Source organism: Streptomyces sp. NPDC046727, assembly GCF_040645635.1.
GTDB lineage: Bacteria > Actinomycetota > Actinomycetes > Streptomycetales > Streptomycetaceae > Streptomyces.
The window spans coordinates 279,313-297,497 of sequence record NZ_JBEYYR010000004.1 but is presented as its reverse complement, the minus strand read 5'-3'; the positions used below and the strand labels follow the sequence as shown (position 1 = coordinate 297,497).

The 18,185-nt window shown below is 73.2% G+C and carries 14 protein-coding genes; 12 read left to right on the top strand and 2 right to left on the bottom strand.

The features are described 5' to 3' along the window. The first annotated feature begins 18 nt into the window (after window positions 1-18). From ABZ937_RS07290 to ABZ937_RS07280, 3 genes are read left to right on the top strand one after another with little or no spacing between them, the layout of a single operon-like run. The gene (locus ABZ937_RS07290; protein ID WP_361686823.1) at window positions 19-1,275 is read left to right on the top strand and encodes a glycosyl hydrolase; all 1,257 of its coding nucleotides are present in this window, start codon (window positions 19-21) and stop codon (window positions 1,273-1,275) included. After that, complete coding sequence (locus ABZ937_RS07285) at window positions 1,272-3,344, top strand: endo-beta-N-acetylglucosaminidase (protein WP_361686820.1); 2,073 nt, start codon at window positions 1,272-1,274, stop codon at window positions 3,342-3,344. The genes ABZ937_RS07290 and ABZ937_RS07285 overlap by 4 nt, the downstream gene beginning before the upstream one ends. Beyond that, window positions 3,337-6,357 (top strand): glycoside hydrolase family 38 C-terminal domain-containing protein, encoded by a 3,021-nt coding sequence (locus ABZ937_RS07280; protein ID WP_361686816.1) that lies wholly within the window; start codon window positions 3,337-3,339, stop codon window positions 6,355-6,357. The genes ABZ937_RS07285 and ABZ937_RS07280 overlap by 8 nt, the downstream gene beginning before the upstream one ends. Window positions 6,358-6,367: 10 nt before the next feature. Here ABZ937_RS07280 and ABZ937_RS07275 read toward each other — a convergent pair whose 3' ends face one another. Then, complete coding sequence (locus ABZ937_RS07275) at window positions 6,368-7,075, bottom strand: FCD domain-containing protein (protein WP_361686813.1); 708 nt, start codon at window positions 7,073-7,075, stop codon at window positions 6,368-6,370. A gap of 164 nt (window positions 7,076-7,239) precedes the next feature. On the opposite strand from ABZ937_RS07275, the gene ABZ937_RS07270 reads away from it, so the two are divergent. The 8 genes from ABZ937_RS07270 to ABZ937_RS07235 are packed head-to-tail and all read left to right on the top strand — an operon-like array spanning window position 7,240 to window position 15,067. Continuing rightward, window positions 7,240-8,301 (top strand): sugar ABC transporter substrate-binding protein, encoded by a 1,062-nt coding sequence (locus ABZ937_RS07270; RefSeq protein ID WP_361686810.1) that lies wholly within the window; start codon window positions 7,240-7,242, stop codon window positions 8,299-8,301. Next, on the top strand, window positions 8,298-9,788 hold the full coding sequence (locus tag ABZ937_RS07265) for a sugar ABC transporter ATP-binding protein (RefSeq protein ID WP_361686807.1): 1,491 nt from the start codon (window positions 8,298-8,300) through the stop codon (window positions 9,786-9,788). Before ABZ937_RS07270 ends, ABZ937_RS07265 begins: the two co-directional genes overlap by 4 nt. Then, a complete protein-coding gene (locus ABZ937_RS07260; protein ID WP_361686804.1) occupies window positions 9,781-10,806 on the top strand; it encodes an ABC transporter permease in 1,026 nt (341 codons plus the stop codon). Before ABZ937_RS07265 ends, ABZ937_RS07260 begins: the two co-directional genes overlap by 8 nt. 38 nt (window positions 10,807-10,844) lie before the next feature. After that, complete coding sequence (locus ABZ937_RS07255; protein ID WP_361686801.1) at window positions 10,845-12,203, top strand: L-fuconate dehydratase; 1,359 nt, start codon at window positions 10,845-10,847, stop codon at window positions 12,201-12,203. Beyond that, the gene (locus ABZ937_RS07250; RefSeq protein WP_361686798.1) at window positions 12,182-12,955 is read left to right on the top strand and encodes an SDR family oxidoreductase; all 774 of its coding nucleotides are present in this window, start codon (window positions 12,182-12,184) and stop codon (window positions 12,953-12,955) included. The genes ABZ937_RS07255 and ABZ937_RS07250 overlap by 22 nt, the downstream gene beginning before the upstream one ends. Beyond that, window positions 12,952-13,920 (top strand): aldo/keto reductase, encoded by a 969-nt coding sequence (locus ABZ937_RS07245; protein ID WP_361686795.1) that lies wholly within the window; start codon window positions 12,952-12,954, stop codon window positions 13,918-13,920. The genes ABZ937_RS07250 and ABZ937_RS07245 overlap by 4 nt, the downstream gene beginning before the upstream one ends. Further along, the gene (locus ABZ937_RS07240; protein WP_361686792.1) at window positions 13,917-14,231 is read left to right on the top strand and encodes an L-rhamnose mutarotase; all 315 of its coding nucleotides are present in this window, start codon (window positions 13,917-13,919) and stop codon (window positions 14,229-14,231) included. Before ABZ937_RS07245 ends, ABZ937_RS07240 begins: the two co-directional genes overlap by 4 nt. Continuing rightward, the gene (locus ABZ937_RS07235) at window positions 14,228-15,067 is read left to right on the top strand and encodes an amidohydrolase family protein (RefSeq protein ID WP_361686789.1); all 840 of its coding nucleotides are present in this window, start codon (window positions 14,228-14,230) and stop codon (window positions 15,065-15,067) included. Before ABZ937_RS07240 ends, ABZ937_RS07235 begins: the two co-directional genes overlap by 4 nt. On the opposite strand, the gene ABZ937_RS07230 is transcribed toward ABZ937_RS07235, so the two are convergent. Next, a complete protein-coding gene (locus ABZ937_RS07230; protein ID WP_361687051.1) occupies window positions 15,055-16,476 on the bottom strand; it encodes a lipase maturation factor family protein in 1,422 nt (473 codons plus the stop codon). The genes ABZ937_RS07235 and ABZ937_RS07230 overlap by 13 nt on opposite strands. A gap of 127 nt (window positions 16,477-16,603) precedes the next feature. Between ABZ937_RS07230 and ABZ937_RS07225 the strand changes: the two genes are divergently transcribed. Next, window positions 16,604-18,145 (top strand): DUF6777 domain-containing protein, encoded by a 1,542-nt coding sequence (locus ABZ937_RS07225; protein WP_361686786.1) that lies wholly within the window; start codon window positions 16,604-16,606, stop codon window positions 18,143-18,145. The last annotated feature ends 40 nt before the right edge of the window (window positions 18,146-18,185 follow it).

Below are 18,185 nucleotides of genomic sequence, written 5' to 3'. Positions count from 1 at the left end.
CGAGTGCAAGGACACCGCATGCCTCCTGCCGTGCGCTTCGGCGTCAACTACACGCCCAGCGAAGGGTGGTTCCACCACTGGCTCGACTTCGACCTCGACTCCGTGCGCGCCGACCTCGACGCGATCGCCGCGCTCGGACTCGACCACATCCGGGTCTTCCCGCTGTGGCCGTACTTCCAGCCCAACCGCACCCTGATCCGCCCGCACGCCGTGGACCAGCTCGTGGCCCTGGCCGACGCGGCCGCCGAACGCGGCCTGGACGTCAATGTCGACGGGCTGCAAGGGCACCTGAGCAGCTTCGACTTCCTGCCCGCCTGGACCCGCACCTGGCACCGCCGCAACCTCTTCACCGACCCGGACGTCATCGACGGGCAGGCCGCCTATCTGCGCACCCTCGCCGCCGCCCTCGCCGACCGGCCGGGCTTCCTCGGCATGACGGTAGGCAACGAGGTCAACCAGTTCGCCGCCGGCCCCCACCCCGATCCCGACCGGATCACCGCCGAGGAGGCCGGGCGGTGGCTCACCCGGATGCTGGCCGCCTGCGCCGAGGGCGCACCGGGCCGGCTCCATCTGCACGCCTCCTACGACGCCGCCTGGTACCAGGACGACCAGCCCTTCACCCCGGGCCACTCGGCCCGGCTCGGCGACGTCACCGCCGTGCACTCCTGGGTGTTCAACGGCACCGCCCAGCGCCACGGCCGTAGCTCCGTGCCCGCCGAGCACCACGCCGAGTACCTGGTCGAGCTGAGCAAGGCCTGGGCGGACGAACCGCACCGGCCGGTGTGGCTCCAGGAGGTCGGCGCCCCCGCGCCCCTGGTGCCCGCCGAGCACGCCGCCGCCTTCGCCGAGGCGACGATCAGGAACGTTCTGGACTGCCCCGACCTGTGGGGCATCACCTGGTGGTGCTCCCACGACGTCCCGCGCACCCTCGCCGACTTCCCCGAACTCGAATACTCCCTCGGCCTGCTGACCGGCGCACGGCAGCCGAAGGAGATCGCCCGGGTCCTGGCCGACGCGGCCCGGCGCACCCACCCCGCCCCCGCGCCGCGCGGCACGGCCCTCGCCGTACCCGCCGACCCGGCCCGCCGCTCCCGCTGCGCGCCCGGCGGCGACGTCTTCGACGCCTTCTTCCGGCTCGTCGCCGACGGCGCCCGGCCGACCACCGTGCTCGACACGCGCGCCGAGGACGAGGACCACCTCGCCGCGCGCGGCATCACCGACGTCGTCACTCCCGACGAGGTACTCCCCACCCCCCAAGGAGGCACCCGCTCGTGAACCCCACCAGACGCACCGTCCTGATCGCCGCCACCACGGCCACCCTGGCCTCCTCGCTTCCGGCGGCGGCTGCCCCGCGAGCCGCCGCCGCGACCCCGCCGTACGCCTCGTACTGGTACCCGGACTCCCTGCCCGCCGGCAGTCCCGGCCCCGGCATCACCTGGCGCAGCCTGAAGAGCTGGCGCGCCGCCGACGACCCCGACCTCGCCTTCAACGCCGCGACCGTGCCGCTCGCCGCCCGCTTCACCCCGACCCCGGCGAACCCCACCGCCCGCTCCGGACAGGCCCGCGTCCAGGCGCTCGTCTCCTTCGGACCGACGTCGGGCAACCCCTCCCAGGGCTCGGCCACCGCCGACTACTACGCCCTGACCCACTGGGCCTACCTGGACGAGCTGGTCTTCTGGGGCGGCTCGGCCGGCGAGGGCCTGATCCTCGCGCCGAACGCGCCGATCGTGGACGCGGCCCACCGGCACGGCGTCCCCGTCCTCGGGAACATCTTCCTGCCCCCGGTGGCCTACGGCGGACAGCTCCGGTGGACCCAAGACCTGGTGCAGAAGGACGCCTCCGGCCACTACCCGCTCGCCGCGCAACTCGTCGCCGTGGCGGCGGCGTACGGCTTCGACGGCTGGTTCGTGAACGCCGAGACGAGCGGCGGGAACACCGCGCTCGGCACGGCCACGCTGGGCTTCCTCAAGGAGCTGAAGGCGCTCGCGGCGGCCAGGGGGCAGCGGGTGACCTGGTACGACGCGATGACCGTGAACGGCACGGTCAGCTGGCAGGGCGCCCTGAACAGCCAGAACCAGGCGTTCTTCCAGGCCGCCGACGACATGTTCGTCGACTTCCGGTGGAGCGCGGCCACGCTCGCGGCGTCGGGGACGAAGGCGCAGCAGCTGGGACGCGGCCGGTACGAGCTGTGGGCCGGCGTCGACGTCGAGTCGAACGGGTCCGGTACGTATGTGAACTGGGACGCGATCGTGCCGTCCGGCAAGCCGCACGTCACCTCGATCGGTTTCTACCGGCCCGAGTGGACCCGCAACCACCTGCCCGCCGACCAGCGCGCACCCGAGGACTTCCACGCGGCCGACGACCGGTTCTGGACCGGGCGGTCGCTGGACCCGTCGCTGCCCGACGCGAGTGATCCGTGGCGGGCGCCGGCGGTGTCCGTGGCGGACCGGTCGACGGTGACCTCGGTGCCGTTCGCGAGCGTGTTCAACACCGGGCACGGACTGCGGTGGTACGAGGAGGGGGACGTCACCTCGGAGGCGCCGTGGAACCACCTCGGGCTCCAGGACCGGCTGCCGTCGCGGCGGTGGGTGGTCCGGACGGCGGGGGAGCGGCCGGAGGTCTCCTTCGACTTCGCCGACGCCTGGCGGGGCGGGAGCAGTGTGCTGGTGGCGGGTGAACTGGATCAACCAGCCGTGCTGGATCTGTACGCGACGCGGCTGCCGATCGGTGTGAACACGGTTGTCGACCTGACGTCCCGGAGCGAGTCTGGGGAGGTGGACGTCGAGCTGGCGGTGGCGACGGCGGAGCCGAGTGCGGCGGGTGCGACACCGCCGTACCGGTATCTGCCTGTGAACTCGGTCAACGAGGGAATCCGGGTGCGGTCGGTCAACGGCTGGCAGACCGTGACCGTCCCGCTCACCGGGCTCTCCGGCACCGTGCGCGCCCTGGGCATCCGGCTCACCGCCACCGAGGGGCCGGTGCGCTGGCGCCTCGGCGGCCTCGCCGTCCGCCCCGACGGCACCCCGGCGACGCCCGCCGCCCCGTCCGGCGCCCGCGTCACCGCGGCGAGCGGCGGCGACCTCCGCCTCGCCTGGGACCCCGCCCCCGGCACCGTCCGCCACTACACCCTCCACCGCCTCCTCCCCGACGGCACCCGCCGCTTCCTCGGCGCCACCGGCCAGCGCGCCTTCTTCCTCTCCGGCCTGCGGCCCGAACAAGGCGAGACCTCGGCACGGTTCGAAGTGCGCTCCGTGGGGGAGCTGTACAACGCCTCGACCGCCGTGACCGTCACCCACCCCTGGCAAACCATCCGGAACCCCGCAGGGAGCACCCCGCATGCATGACGACCGCACTCTGGTGGAAGCCCGCCTCAGGCGCGTCCTCGACGAACGTATCCGCCCTGCCGTGTACCCCGAGTCCGTGCCGCTCCGGGTGGCGGTGTGGCACGCGCCCGGCGAGCCCGTACCGGTCGCGGAGGGACTCGCCGCCGCGCCCGAGCCGATCGAGGTGGGCGCCCGGTGGGGCGCTCCGTGGGGCACCAGCTGGTTCCGGGTGACCGGAACCGTGCCCGAGGCGTGGGCCGGGAAGACCGTCGAGGCCCTGCTGGACCTCGGCTTCGACGAGAACATGCCGGGATTCCAGTGCGAGGGCCTGGTCTACCGGCCCGACGGCACCCCGGTGAAGGGCCTCAACCCGCGGAACCAGTGGGTGCGCGTCGGCGCGCCGGCCGAGGGCGGCGAGGAGGTGCGCCTGCACATCGAGGCCGCCTCCAACCCGGTCGTCCTGGACTACCACCCCTTCGTGCCCACACGGCTCGGCGACAAGGAGACGGCGGGCAGCGAGCCGCAGTACACCCTGACCCGCATGGACCTCGCCGTCTTCGACGAGTCGGTGTGGGAGCTGGTCATGGACCTGGAGGTGCTCGGCGAGCTGATGGCCGAGCTGCCCGTGGACTCCGCGCGCCGGCACGACATCCTGCGCGCCGTCGAGCGGGCGCTGGACGCCCTCGACCTCCAGGACGTGAACGGCACGGCGGACCGGGCCCGGGAGCGGCTCGCCGGAGTGCTGTCGGCCCCCGCCGTGCCGTCCGCGCACCGGATCAGCGCCGTCGGGCACGCGCACATCGACTCGGCGTGGCTGTGGCCGCTGCGCGAGACGGTCCGCAAGGTGGCCCGTACGACGTCCAACATGACCGCGCTCCTCGAGGACGAGCCGGAGTTCGTGTTCGCCATGTCCCAGGCCCAGCAGTGGGCGTGGGTGAAGGAGCACCGGCCCGAGGTGTGGGCGCGGGTGAAGAAGGCCGTGGCGGAGGGGCGGTTCGTGCCGGCCGGCGGGATGTGGGTGGAGTCGGACACCAACATGCCGGGTTCGGAGGCGATGGCCCGGCAGTTCGTGCACGGCAAGCGGTTCTTCCTCGACGAGTTCGGCGTCGAGAACGAGGAGGCCTGGCTGCCCGACACCTTCGGCTTCGCCGCCGGGCTGCCCCAGATCATCAAGGCGGCCGGCTCCAAGTGGCTGCTGACGCAGAAGATCTCCTGGTCGCAGACGAACAAGTTCCCGCACCACACCTTCCACTGGGAGGGCATCGACGGCACCCGGATCTTCACGCACTTCCCGCCGGTCGACACCTACAACTGCTCGATGAAGGGCAGCGAACTCGCCCACGCGGCCCGCAACTTCAAGGACAAGGGCAGGGCCCGGCACTCCCTCGCGCCCTCCGGCTGGGGCGACGGGGGCGGCGGCACGACCCGGGAGATGGTCGCCAAGGCGGCCCGGCTGCGCGACCTCGAAGGCTCCCCGACCGTGGTCTGGGAGACGCCCCGCGCGTTCTTCGAGAAGGCCGAGGCCGAATACCCCGAACCGCCGGTCTGGGTGGGCGAGCTGTACCTCGAACTGCACCGCGCCACCCTCACCAGCCAGGCGAAGACCAAGCAGGGCAACCGGCGCAGCGAGCACCTGCTGCGCGAGGCCGAACTCTGGGCTGCCACGGCCGCCGTACGCACCGGATTCCCCTACCCGTACGAGGAGTTGGACCACATCTGGAAGACGGTCCTGCTGCACCAGTTCCACGACATCCTGCCCGGCTCCTCCATCGCCTGGGTGCACCGCGAGGCGCGGGCGACGTACGAGCGCCTGGCCGCCGAGCTGACCACGGTCGTCGAGTCCGCCCAGCGAGCGCTGGCCGGCGAGGGCACGACCCCGCTGGTCTTCAACGGCGCCCCGCACGACCGCCACGGCGTCCCGGCGGGCGGTGCCGCCACCCCGGCGACGGCCGGCCGCACCACGGTCTCCTCCGGCGAGGACGGCGGATTCACGCTGGACAACGGCCTGCTGCGGATCACCGTCGACGCCCGGGGCCTGGTCGTCTCCGCCTACGACCCCGCCGCCGACCGCGAGACCATCGCCCCCGGCCGGGCCGCGAACCTCCTCCAGCTCCACCCGGACTTCCCGAACATGTGGGACGCCTGGGACGTCGACTCCTTCTACCGCAACACCGTCACCGACCTCACCGACGCCGAGTCGCTCACGGCCGGGGAGGACGGCGCGTCGGTGCGGATCGTCCGCTCCTTCGGCGCCTCCCGGGTCACCCAGGTACTGACCCTGCCGCCGGACGAGCGGCAGCTGCTCATCGACACCGAGGTCGACTGGCACGAGACGGAGAAGTTCCTCAAACTGGCCTTCCCGCTCGACCTGCACGCCGAACGGTACGCGTCCGAGACCCAGTTCGGGCACGCCTACCGGCCCACCCACACCAACACGTCCTGGGAGGCGGCCAAGTTCGAGGCGTGCAACCACCGCTTCGTCCACCTGGCGGAGCCCGGCTGGGGCGTGGCGGTCGTCAACGACTCGACGTACGGCCACGACGTGACCCGCACGGTGCGCGGGGAAGGCGACCGCGGCACGACCACCACGGTCCGCGTGTCCCTCCTGCGCGCCCCGCGCTTCCCCGACCCCGAGACCGACCAGGGCGTCCACCGCTTCCGCCACGCCCTGCTCCCCGGTGCCGCCCTCGCCGACGCGGTCCGCGAGGGATGGCGGATCAATCTGCCGGAGCGGTCCGCGACCGGCGCGCACGAGGTCGCGCCGCTGGTCACGGTGGACAACGACGCGGTGGTGCTGTCGGCGGTGAAACTCGCCGACGACGGCAGCGGGGACGTGGTCGTCCGCTTCCACGAGGCCCACGGCGGGCGGGCCCGGGCGACCCTGACGGCCGGCTTCGCCGTCGGCGACGTCACCGTGACGGACCTGCTGGAGCGGCCGGGCGGCGACGGGGAGCCGCCGGTACGGGACGGCGACCGGATCGCCGTACGCCTGCGGCCGTTCGAACTGATGACACTGCGACTGCGCCGGGCGTGAGCGCAGGCGCTCAGGAGGGGGGTGCCAGCTGGGCCCGCAGCCACTCCTCGACCTCGCCCACATGGGCCGCTGCCGCCGCTCGTGCCGCCTCCGGGTCGCGGGCGGCGAGGGCGCGGTGGATGGCGGCGTGCTCGCGGCGGGTGCGGGCGAAGGCGCCCTCCTCCTGATAGCCGCGCCAGACGCGGGCGCGGAAGGTGCGCGAGGACAGGCCGTCCAGGATCGCGGCCATGGTCTCGTTGCCGGCGGCGGACGCGATCTCGCGGTGGAAGGCGAGGTCGTGGGCGAGGATCTCCTCGGGGTCGTCGGAGGCGTTCATCGCCGCCAGGTGCTTGCCCACGGCGGCGAGCTGGTCGTCGGTGATGCGCGCGGCGGCCAGCGCGGTCGCCGTCGACTCCAGGATCCGGCGCACCTCCAGCAGCTCCACCAGACGCGGCCCCCGGGACAGGTCGGCGACCACCCCGAAGGTCTCCAGCAGATCGCCGGCCTCCAGCGCGGTGACGTAGATCCCGGAGCCGTGCCGCGCCTCCAGGACGCCCAGGACCGTCAGCGCGCGGATCGCCTCCCGCATCGAGCTGCGCGAGATGCCCAGCCGGACGGCGAGTTCCCGCTCGGTGGGCAACCGCTGGCCCGGCTCCAGCCGGCCCTCGGCGATCATCGCCTTGATCTCCTCGATGGCGCGCTGGGGCACCGTGCCCTTCTGCGGGGCTGCCTCGTCCACGCCACTCCTCCAGTCACCGGGTGCGTCGCAGTCTAGCCAGCCAAGTGGTCGGACCACTGCGGCTCGCGTGCGCGATTTTTCGGTGCACAAGGCTGTTCCGGCGCTGGAGTGGTCTGATAAGTATGCGGTCGTCTGCTCGAACCCCCTCGACGAGGAGCCGCGAGATGCCCGCCAGCGCAGTGAGGAAACGCAGCAGGTCCACGATCACCGGCGCGGCGGCCCTGGCCGTGTGCGCCTCGCTCCTGCTCGCCGCCTGCGGCAGCACCAAGGACACCGCGAGCGCGGGCGGCGGCACCGGCAAGGTCGGCGTGATCCTGCCGCTGCTGACCTCGCCGTTCTGGCAGTCGTACAACGACTACGTGCCCCGGATGGCCACGTCCGAGGGCGTCGAGGCGCTGAAGACGGTCAACTCCAACAGCGACCCCTCGCAGCAGATCACCGACATCAACAACGAGCTGAACCAGGGCGTGAAGGGCCTGGTCGTCGCCCCGCTCGACAGCGCCGCCATCGAGGCGGGCCTGGACCAGGCCGAACGCAAGGGCGTCCCGGTCGTCGCCGTCGACGTGGCCCCCGACAAGGGCAAGGTCGCGATGGTCGTACGCGCGGACAACGTCGCGTACGGCCAGAAGGCCTGCGACTACCTGGGGCAGCACGTCGGCGGCGGCAAGGTCGTGCAGATCATGGGCGACCTCGCCTCGGTCAACGGCCGCGACCGGTCCGAGGCCTTCCGGTCCTGTGTGCGGGAGAAGTACCCCAGACTCAAGGTCCTGGAGATCCCCGCCAAGTGGGAGTCGGACACCGCGGCCTCCAAGCTCGACACGCTGCTGAACGCCAACCCCGACATCAAGGGCATCTACCTCCAGGCCGGCGGCGTCTACCTCGCGCCCACCCTGCAGACCCTGAAATCCAAGAACATGCTGAAGGCGGCGGGCCGGAACGGCCACATCGCCATCGTCTCCAACGACGGCATCCCGCAGGAGTTCGACGCCATCCGCAAGGGCCAGATCGACGCCACCGTCTCCCAGCCCGCCGACGCCTACGCCAAGTACGGCATGTACTACATCAAGGCCGCGATGGAGGGGAAGACGTTCAAGCCCGGCCCCACCGACCACGACTCCACGATCGTCAAGCTGCCCAGCGGCATCCTGGAGGACCAGCTCCCCGCGCCACTCGTCACCCAGGACAACGTCGACGACCCGAAGCTGTGGGGCAACACGGTCAAATGAGCACGCCACTCGTGGAAGCAGAGGGGATCGTCAAGCGCTACGGCCCCACCGTCGCCCTCGCCGACGGCCGGCTCACCGTGCTGCCCGGCGAGTCCCACGCCCTCGTCGGCCGGAACGGCGCGGGGAAGTCCACCCTGGTCGGCATCCTCACCGGCCTCCAGGCCCCGGACGCGGGCACCGTCCGCTTCGACGGCGAGCTGGCGCCCCCGCTCGCCGACCGGGACGCCTGGCGCCGCAGGGTCGCCTGCGTGTACCAGAAGCCCACGGTCGTACCGGAGCTGACCGTCGCCGAGAACCTCTTCATCAACCGGCAGCCGGTGCACCGAGGGTTCATCTCCTGGCGCAGGCTGCGCGGCCAGGCCGCCGAACTCCTCGACACCTGGGACGTGCGCGTCGACCCCGAGGCCCGCACCGCCGACCTCACCGTCGAGGACCGGCAGATGGTGGAGATCGCCCGGTCGCTCAGCTTCGGCGCCCGGTTCATCGTCCTGGACGAGCCGACCGCCCAGCTCGACAACCGGGAGATCGAGCGGCTGTTCAGCCGTATGCGCGCGCTGCAGGACTCCGGGGTGACCTTCCTGTTCATCTCGCACCACCTTCAGGAGGTCTACGAGGTCTGCCAGACCGTCACCGTGCTGCGCGACGCCCGCTGGATCACCACGGCCCCCGTCGCCGAGCTGCCCAGGGCGGCCCTGGTGGAGGCCATGGCGGGTGAGTCGGTCGCCGAGCACACGGACCCGAGGGACACGGTGCCCGCCGCGTCCCCGGTCGTGCTCGACGTCCGCGGCCTCACCTCCGCCGCGTACCGGGACATCGACCTCACCGTCCGCCGCGGCGAGGTCGTCGGGCTCGCCGGGATCAGCGGCAGCGGCAAGGTCGAGCTGGCCGAGACCCTCGCCGGACTGCACACCCCGACCGGCGGATCGGCCCGGCTGGACGGCGGACGGCTGCCGTTCGGGGACGTGCGGGCGGCGCTGGACGCCGGCGTCGGCTGCGTGCCCCGCGACCGGCACGAGCAGGGACTGGTCCCCGGCATGACCGTGGGCGACAACGCCACCCTGAGCGTCCTGGACCGGCTCGGCCGCTTCGGCTTCGTCGGCACCGAACGCAGGAACGGCCTGGCCACCGAGCTGATCGACCGCCTCGACATCCAGACCGAGGGCCCCGGCCAGCCCATCTCCGACCTGTCCGGCGGCAATGCGCAGAAGGCCGTCATGGCCCGCGCCCTCGCCTCCGATCCCCGCCTGCTCGTGCTGATCAACCCCACCGCGGGCGTCGACGTGAAGTCCAAGGAGTCCCTGCTGGCCCGCGTGGACAGCGCCCGCGAGGACGGCACGGCCGTGCTCGTCGTCTCCGACGAACTCGACGATCTGCGCCGCTGCGACCGCGTCCTCGTCCTCTTCCACGGCCGGATCGTCGCCGAGCACCCGGCGGGCTGGCGCGACCACGAGCTGATCGCCTCCATCGAAGGAGTGGACCATGGCTGACACCAAGGCCCCGCCGCTCACCCGGACCCGCGTGCCCGACCAGCGGGCGGCACGGGCGGTGCTGCTCCGCCGGGCCCGCGAACTCGCCCTCGTCCCCGCCCTGTTGCTGCTCATGGTGCTGGGCGCGCTGGTCAACGACTCGTTCCTGACCGAGCGGAACCTCATCTCGATCCTGGGTGCCTCCGCCGCCCTCGCCATGGTCGTGCTCGCCGAGTCGCTGGTGCTGATCACGGGCAGGTTCGACCTGTCCCTCGAGTCGGTCGTCGGCATCGCGCCCGCCGTGGGAGCGCTCCTCGTGCTGCCCGCGGCGCAGTCCGGCTGGGGCACCGGGTTCCCGGCGCCGCTCGCCCTGCTCGCGATCCTCGTCGTCGGCGCGGCCGTCGGCGCCTTCAACGGCATCCTCGTCGTGAAGTTCAAGCTCAACGCGTTCATCGTGACGCTGGCCATGCTCATCGTGCTGCGCGGGCTGCTGGTCGGCGCGACCAAGGGCAAGACCCTGTTCGGCATGCCCGACAGCTTCTCCTCCCTGGCCACCACCACCTTCCTGACCGTTCCGATGTCGGTGTGGCTCGCCGCCTTCGCCTTCGCCGTCACCGGAGGCATGCTCAAGTACCACCGCGTCGGCCGCGCCCTGTACGCCATCGGCGGCAACGCGGACGCCGCCCGCGCCGCCGGCATCCGCGTGGAGCGCGTCATGCTCGGCGTGTTCGTCGTCGCGGGCGTCCTCGCCTCCGTCGGCGGCATCATGCAGACCGGCTACGTCGGCGCGATCAGCGCCAACCAGGGCCAGAACATGATCTTCACCGTGTTCGCGGCGGCGGTGATCGGCGGCATCAGCCTGGACGGCGGCAAGGGCACCATGTTCGGCGCCCTGACCGGCGTCCTCCTCCTGGGCGTCGTACAGAACCTGCTCACCCTCGCCCAGGTGCCGTCGTTCTGGATCCAGGCCATCTACGGCGGCATCATCCTCGTCGCCCTCATGATCGCCCGTGTGACGACGGGCCGCGCCCAGGACTGACGCACCGTCCTCCCTCACCCTTACGAGAAAGGGCATCCGTGTCCGACGCCCCCGCCCGCATCACCGCGGTCGACACCCATGACATCCGCTTCCCCACCTCGCGCGAGCTGGACGGCTCCGACGCGATGAACCCGGACCCCGACTACTCGGCGGCCTACGTCGTCCTGCGCACCGACGCCGCCGACGGCCTGGAGGGGCACGGATTCACCTTCACCATCGGGCGGGGCAACGACGTCCAGGTCGCCGCGATCGACGCACTGCGGGGCCATGTGCTGGGCCGCGGGGTCGAGGAACTCTGCGCCGACCCCGGCTCGCTCTTCCGGGACCTGATCGCCGACAGCCAGCTGCGCTGGCTCGGCCCCGAGAAGGGCGTGATGCACATGGCGATCGGGGCCGTCGTCAACGCCGTCTGGGACCTCGCCGCCCGGCGCGCCGGCAAGCCGCTGTGGCAGCTGCTCGCCGACGCCGAACCCGAATGGCTGGTCCGCCAGATCGACTTCCGGTACATCACCGACGCGCTCACCCCCGAGGAGGCCCTCGGCCTGCTGAGACGGGGACGGGAGGGGGCCGACGAGCGCCGCGCCCGGCTCCTGGAGCGCGGCTACCCCGCCTACACCACCTCCCCGGGCTGGCTCGGCTACGACGACGACAAGCTCGGCCGGCTCGCCGCGCAGGCCGTCACCGACGGCTTCCGGCAGATCAAGCTGAAGGTCGGCGCCGACCTCGCGGACGACATCCGCCGCTGCCGGGTGGCCCGCGCGGTCGTCGGACCGGACGTACGCCTGGCGATCGACGCCAACCAGCGCTGGAACGTGGACGAGGCGATCCGCTGGACCCGCGCCCTCGCCGAGTTCGCCCCGTACTGGATCGAGGAACCCACCAGCCCCGACGACGTCCTCGGCCACGCCGCGATCCGCCGCGCGGTCGGCCCCGTGAAGGTCGCCACCGGCGAACACGTGCACAACCGGATCATGTTCAAGCAGATGCTCCAGGCCGGCGCCCTCGACATCGTGCAGATCGACGCCGCCCGCGTCGGCGGCGTCAACGAGAACCTCGCCATCCTGCTGCTCGCCGCCAGGTTCGGCGTCCCCGTCTGCCCGCACGCGGGCGGGGTCGGCCTGTGCGAACTCGTGCAGCACCTGTCGATGTTCGACTACCTGGCCGTCTCCGGCAGCACCGAGGACCGGGTCATCGAGTACGTCGACCACCTGCACGAACACTTCGTCACCCCGGTCGTCGTCCGCGACGGCCACTACACGGCACCCACCGCGCCCGGCTTCTCCGCCGCCATGCGCCCGGAGGCCCTCGCGCGCTACACCTTCCCCGACGGCACCTACTGGGCCGCCGACCCCGACACGCAGAAGGGACAGGCCGCATGGGCGACTTCACGGGCCTGAGGGCCCTGGTCACCGGCGGGGCCTCCGGCATCGGCCGGGCCACCGCCGACCTCCTCGCCGCCCGCGGCGCCCGGGTCGCCGTGCTCGACCTGGACCCGTCCACCGTGGCGGAGCCGCTCCTCGGGCTGCGCGCCGACGTCACCGACGACGCCTCGGTGCGCACGGCCGTCGCGGAGGCCGCCGAGACGCTGGGCGGACTGGACATCCTGGTGAACAACGCGGGCATCGGCGCCCAGGGCACCGTCGAGGACAACGACGACACCGAGTGGCGGCGCGTCTTCGACGTCAACGTCCTCGGCATGGTCCGCACCGCGCGCGCCTGCCTCCCCCATCTGCGCCGCGCCGCCACGGCCCGTCCGGGCACCGCGGCCATCGTCAACACCTGCTCCATCGCGGCCACCGCGGGCCTGCCGCAGCGCGCCCTGTACAGCGCCACCAAGGGCGCCGTGTACTCCCTGACCCTCGCCATGGCCGCCGACCACGTCCGCGAGGGCATCCGCGTGAACTGCGTCAACCCCGGTACGGCGGACACCCCGTGGATCGGGCGGCTGCTGGACGCGGCCCCGGACCCGGCCGCCGAACGCGCCGCCCTGGAGGCCCGCCAGCCCACCGGACGGCTCGTCTCCGCCGCCGAGGTCGCGGGCGCCATCGCCTACCTGGCCGGCCCCCTCTCCGGCGCCACCACCGGCACCGCGCTCGCCGTCGACGGCGGCATGCAGGGCCTCAGGCTCCGGCCGGCGGCGGACCGGTGAACACCCTGGGCCGCAGCGGCGTCGAGGTCACCTCCCTGGGCTTCGGCGCCGCTGCCCTCGGCAACCTCTACGCCCCGGTGAGCGACGAGCAGGCGCACACGGCGGTCCGGGCGGCCTGGCAGCGTGGCGTCCGCTACTTCGACACCGCCCCCCACTACGGCCTCGGCCGGTCCGAACGGCGCCTGGGCGCGGCCCTGCGGGAGTACGACCGCGCCCACTACACCCTCTCCACCAAGGTCGGCCGCCGCCTCGACCCGGCCGACGGCACCGGCGACGACCTGGCGAACGGCTTCGCCGTACCCGCCACCCACCGCCGCGTGTGGGACTTCACCGCCGACGGCATCCGCCGCACCCTGGAGGCGAGCCTGGCCCGCCTCGGCCTCGACCGCGTCGACGTCGTCTACCTCCACGACCCCGACGACCATGCCGAGCAGGCCTTCCGCGAGGGCTACCCGGCCCTGGAGAAGCTGCGCGCGGAGGGCGTGGTGGGTGCCATCGGGGCCGGAATGACCCAGGCGGAGATGCTCACCAGATTCGTCCGCGACACGGACGTCGACGTGGTGCTCTGCGCGGGCCGCTACACCCTGCTGGACCAGAGCGCGGCGACCGAGCTGCTGCCCGAGGCCGCCCGGCGCGGTGTGTCCGTCGTCATCGGCGGCGCCTTCAACTCCGGCCTGCTGGCGGATCCGGCGCCCGGGTCGACGTACGACTACACCGGTGCGACGCGCGAGTTGCTGGACCGCGCCCTGCGCCTCAAGGCGATCGCCGAGCGGCACGGCGCCACCCTGCGCGCCGCCGCCCTGGCCTTCTGCGCCGCGCACCCCGCCGTCGCGAGCGTCCTCGTCGGCGCCCGCTCCGCCGCCGAAGTCCACGACTGCGCCGACCAGTTCGCCGCGCCCGTCCCGGACGCCTTCTGGCGCGAGCTGCGCGACACCGGCCTGCTGCCCCCGGAGGAACCCTCATGAGAGTCGCCCTGCACACCAGGGTCCGCGCCGACCGCGTCGCCGAGTACGAGGCGGCCCACCGGGCGGTCCCGAAGGAACTCACCGACGCCATCCGCGCCGCCGGCGCCACGTCCTGGACCATCTGGCGCAGCCGTGCGGACCTCTTCCACGTGGTGGAGTGCGCGGACTACGCCCGCCTGCTCGCCGAGCTGGAGCGGCTCCCGGTCAACGTGGCCTGGCAGGCCCGGATGGCCGAGCTGTTCGACGTGGTGCACGACTACTCCGCCGAGGGCGCGGGCGCGACCCTGCCCGTCGTCTGGGAGCTGCCGTGACCGTCGACGCCCACCACCACGTCTGGGACCTGACCGTCCGCGACCAGGACTGGATCCAGGGCCCCGGACTCCAGCCGCTGCGACGGAACTTCACCGTCACCGACCTGGAACCCGAGGCCCGGGCCGCCGGAGTCGACCGTACCGTCCTGGTCCAGACGGTCACGGTGGTGGAGGAGACCCCGGAGTTCCTCGCCCTGGCCGCCGGGCACGACCTGATCGCCGGTGTCGTCGGCTGGACCGACCTCACCCGCCCCGACATCGCCGACGAGCTGTGCCGGCTGCGGGAACTCCCCGGCGGCGACCGTCTGAAGGGCATCCGGCACCAGGTCCAGGCCGAACCCGACCCCGAGTGGCTGCTGCGGCCCGACGTCCGGCGCGGCCTGACCGCCGTGGCCGACGCCGGACTGGTCTACGACCTGGTGGTCCTGCCGCACCAGCTCCCGGCGTGCGCGAAGGCGGCCGAGTCGCTGCCCCGGCTCACCTTCGTGCTCGACCACCTGGGGAAGCCGCCGATCGCCTCGGGGGCACGCGAACCCTGGACGACGCACCTGCGTGCCCTGGCCGCCCTCCCCAACACCGTCGCCAAGCTCTCCGGCCTGGTCACCGAGGCCGACCGCGCCGCCTGGACCACCGACGACCTGCGCCCGTACGCGGAGACCGCCCTGGAGACCTTCGGCCCCGGCCGCCTGATGTTCGGCTCCGACTGGCCCGTGTGCACACCGGCCGCGAGCTATGCGCGGGTGCACGAAGTCGCGGTCGAGCTGGCCGAGGGGCTCAGCACCGCCGAGCGCACGGCGCTGTTCGAGGGGACGGCGACACGCGTCTACGACCTCTGAACCGCCCCCGCCAGCCGCGTCGGCGGCAGAAAGTCCCGCACATACGTCCGCTCCCAGCACGCCCCCGTCTCCCGCAGCTCCCGCCAGCTCGTGTACCGGTACCGGAACAGCCGGGCCCGGACATAGCGGGGCGGGGTCTCCGGCGGGAACGGGGAGCGGCGGAGCAGTCTCAGCGTGTCCCGGTCGTTCTCCAGCAGGCGTTCCACCAGGCCGCCGAACCACTCCCCGGCGTAGGCGGGCGACAGCGCCGCGAACCACATCAGCCAGTCCAGGCGCAGATGGTAGGGGGCGAACTGGCGCGGCCAGTGCCGGGGATCGCCGGGCTTGCCCTTGAACGCGTACTCCCGCCAGTCCGAGTCCGCGCGCGGGGTGTCGTCCAGAGTGCCCTCGACCACCACCTCGTACCGGACCCGGCTGACGCTGCCGAACGCGCCGTAGGTGTTCACCAGGTGCAGCGGGTCGAAGGAGCGGTTCATCACCTGGCGGCGGGAGACCATGTTCAGCACCGGGTGGTAGCTCAGGCAGACCAGCAGCGCGGCGACCGCGAGCACCAGCACCTCGTACCAGAGCGGCGCGGGCGGCACCGCGGGCGCCGTCGTCGGCAGCCGCAGCGCGGACAGCGCCAGCACGATGGTGATCCAGTTCAGCCAGGAGAAGTTGCCGGAGAGCACCAGCCACAGCTGGGTGACGATCATCAGGGCGGCGGCGGCCGAGGCGATCGGCTGCGGGGTGAACAGCAGGACCGGTACGACCAGCTGGGTGACATGGTTGGCGGCCACCTCCACCCGGTGCAGCGGCCTCGGCAGATGGTGGAAGAACCAGCTCAGCGGGCCCGGCATCGGCTGGGTCTCGTGGTGGTAGTCCAGGCAGGTCAGCTTCCGCCAGCAGGCGTCTCCGCGCAGCTTGATCAGCCCGGCACCGAACTCCACCCGGAACAGGATCCAGCGCAGCAGGAACAGGACGACGACCGGGGGCGCCACCTCGTCGTTGCCGAGGAACGCGGCGAGGAATCCCGTCTCCAGGAGCAGCGACTCCCAGCCGAACGCGTACCACGTCTGGCCCACGTTGACGATGGACAGATACAGCGCCCACGGGACCAGCCACAGCAGGATCCCGGCCCACAGCGGCAGCGCCGAGTCTGCCCCGGCCAGCAGGGCCGCCGAGACCGCGCAGCCGGCCCAGGCGCAGACCGCGAAGAAGCGGTCGGAGTAGTGCAGCTGGAACAGGCTCGGGGCGCGCCGGAACCGTATCCGGGCCGTGAACTCGGGGATCGGCAGCATCCCGCGCTCGCCGAGCAGGGCCCGGAACTGCAGGGCGGCCGTCAGGAACCCGACCAGGTACACGGCGGCCAGAGCCCGCTGGAGGACCAGCCGGCTCAGCCAGTCGGCGGGTGAGGTGAACCAGTCCACGGCTGTGCCCGCCTTCCCGTGCGGCGGCACCGGCGCCGCTCTCGTCACGACAGTTCCCGAGTTGCCAGGCAAACCTGGGCAATGCCAACAATAGGGCGTAATCACCCACAGTGATGCGGAGTGTGCGGTGCGGATACCCACCCGAACCATGGTCGCGGCCTGCGCGCTCTCGGCGGCGCTCCTCGCCGCCGGCTGCGCGGGCACCGGCGTCAAGCAGGCCCGGGTGAGCGAGCCGGTCTACCTGCAGGCCGCCGTCGACCGGGGGCCCGAGCCCTTCACCGACTCCACGGTCACGGACACCCCGAGGCCCGAGTCCCCCCGGGTCACCGCCCGGGTCCAGTCCGGCGACGCCGAGGCGCCCATGCGCGCGGCGCGCACCCTGTCCGGGGCGACCCCCGGCCTGTACCGGGGCACCCCGCACGTCGCCGGCTGTGACGTCGAGCGGCACATCGGCTATCTGGCGGCGGACGAGGCCAAGGCCGATGCCTTCGCCGAGGCGGCCGGCGTCACCCGGTCGGCGCTCCCCGGCTATCTGCGCGGTCTGACCCCGGTCGTGCTCGGCGCCGACACCCGCGTCACCAACCACGCCTACCGGGACCGGCGGGCGGCCCGGTACCAGGCCGTCCTGCAGGCCGGCACCGCCGTCCTGGTCGACGACCGGGGCATGCCCCGGATGCGCTGCGCCTGCGGCAACCCGCTCGACACCCCCACGCCGACCCGTGGCGGGGCCGGTGCGCGCGGGGCCGCCTGGTCCGGCTACGAGCCGCACCAGGTGGTCGTGGTGACCCCGGCGCCCCGGGCCGTCACCAGCATCACGATCGTGGACGCGGAGACCCGTACCTGGATCGAGCGCCCGGTCGGCCACGACGTCCGCCGGGACCATGTGGTGCCCCCGCCGGCATCGGCCGCCGTCGACCCGACCCCCTCGGACACCGGGCCGCCGGTCAGCTCGCTACCGAGCCCGCAGGAGAGCCGGTCGGCGGCCGCCCCGGGCCGGACCGACACGTCGCCCGCCGTACCGGACCGTCGCAGCGATCTTCTGGACGGCGTCACGGGCCCCAGGGACGGGACCGGTGTGACCGCTGCGGCCGAGTCGCCGTCGCGTGATCCCGTCCGGGACCCGTCGGGCGTGTCCGAGCCCCCGGGCCTCCTGGACGGCGCCGGCCCGGTCCCGGCCGATTCGCCTGCTGTCCGGGCCGGTACGCCCGCCGTGCCGGACCGTCGGATCGATCCCGGGGAGGGCGGCGTCACGGGCCTCACGGACGGGACCGGTGTGACCGCTGCGGCCGAGTCGCCGTCGCGTGATCCTGTCCGGGACCCGTCGGGGGTGTCCGAGCCTCCGGGCCTCCTGGACGGCGCCGGCCCGGTCCCGGCCGATTCGCCTGCCGTCCGGGCCGGTACGCCCGCCGTGCCGGACCGTCGGAGCGATCCCGGGGAGGGCGGCGTCACGGGCCTCCCGGACGGGAGCGGTGTGACCGCCGCGGCCGAGTCGCCGTCGCGTGATCCCGTCCGGGACCCGTCCGGCGTGGCCGGGACCCCGGGCCTTCCGGACGGCGTCGGCCCGGTCCCGGTCGACTCGCCCGTCGTCCGGGACGACCCCGCCCCTCTCACGCCCCCTGACCGGGCCGCCTCCAGGCCCGGCACCCCGGCCGGTGAGTCCAGCGGCTGAGCCGGGGCCGGTCACCGCGACCGGGCGGCCGCCGAGCAAG

Coding starts and splice junctions, on each gene's coding strand:
- ABZ937_RS07250 (WP_361686798.1), top strand. CDS start 12,182: ATGGGCGACTTCACGGGCCTGAGGGCCCTGGTCACCGGCGGGGCCTCC.
- ABZ937_RS07270 (WP_361686810.1), top strand. CDS start 7,240: ATGCCCGCCAGCGCAGTGAGGAAACGCAGCAGGTCCACGATCACCGGC.
- ABZ937_RS07260 (WP_361686804.1), top strand. CDS start 9,781: ATGGCTGACACCAAGGCCCCGCCGCTCACCCGGACCCGCGTGCCCGAC.
- ABZ937_RS07280 (WP_361686816.1), top strand. CDS start 3,337: ATGCATGACGACCGCACTCTGGTGGAAGCCCGCCTCAGGCGCGTCCTC.
- ABZ937_RS07265 (WP_361686807.1), top strand. CDS start 8,298: ATGAGCACGCCACTCGTGGAAGCAGAGGGGATCGTCAAGCGCTACGGC.
- ABZ937_RS07240 (WP_361686792.1), top strand. CDS start 13,917: ATGAGAGTCGCCCTGCACACCAGGGTCCGCGCCGACCGCGTCGCCGAG.
- ABZ937_RS07290 (WP_361686823.1), top strand. CDS start 19: ATGCCTCCTGCCGTGCGCTTCGGCGTCAACTACACGCCCAGCGAAGGG.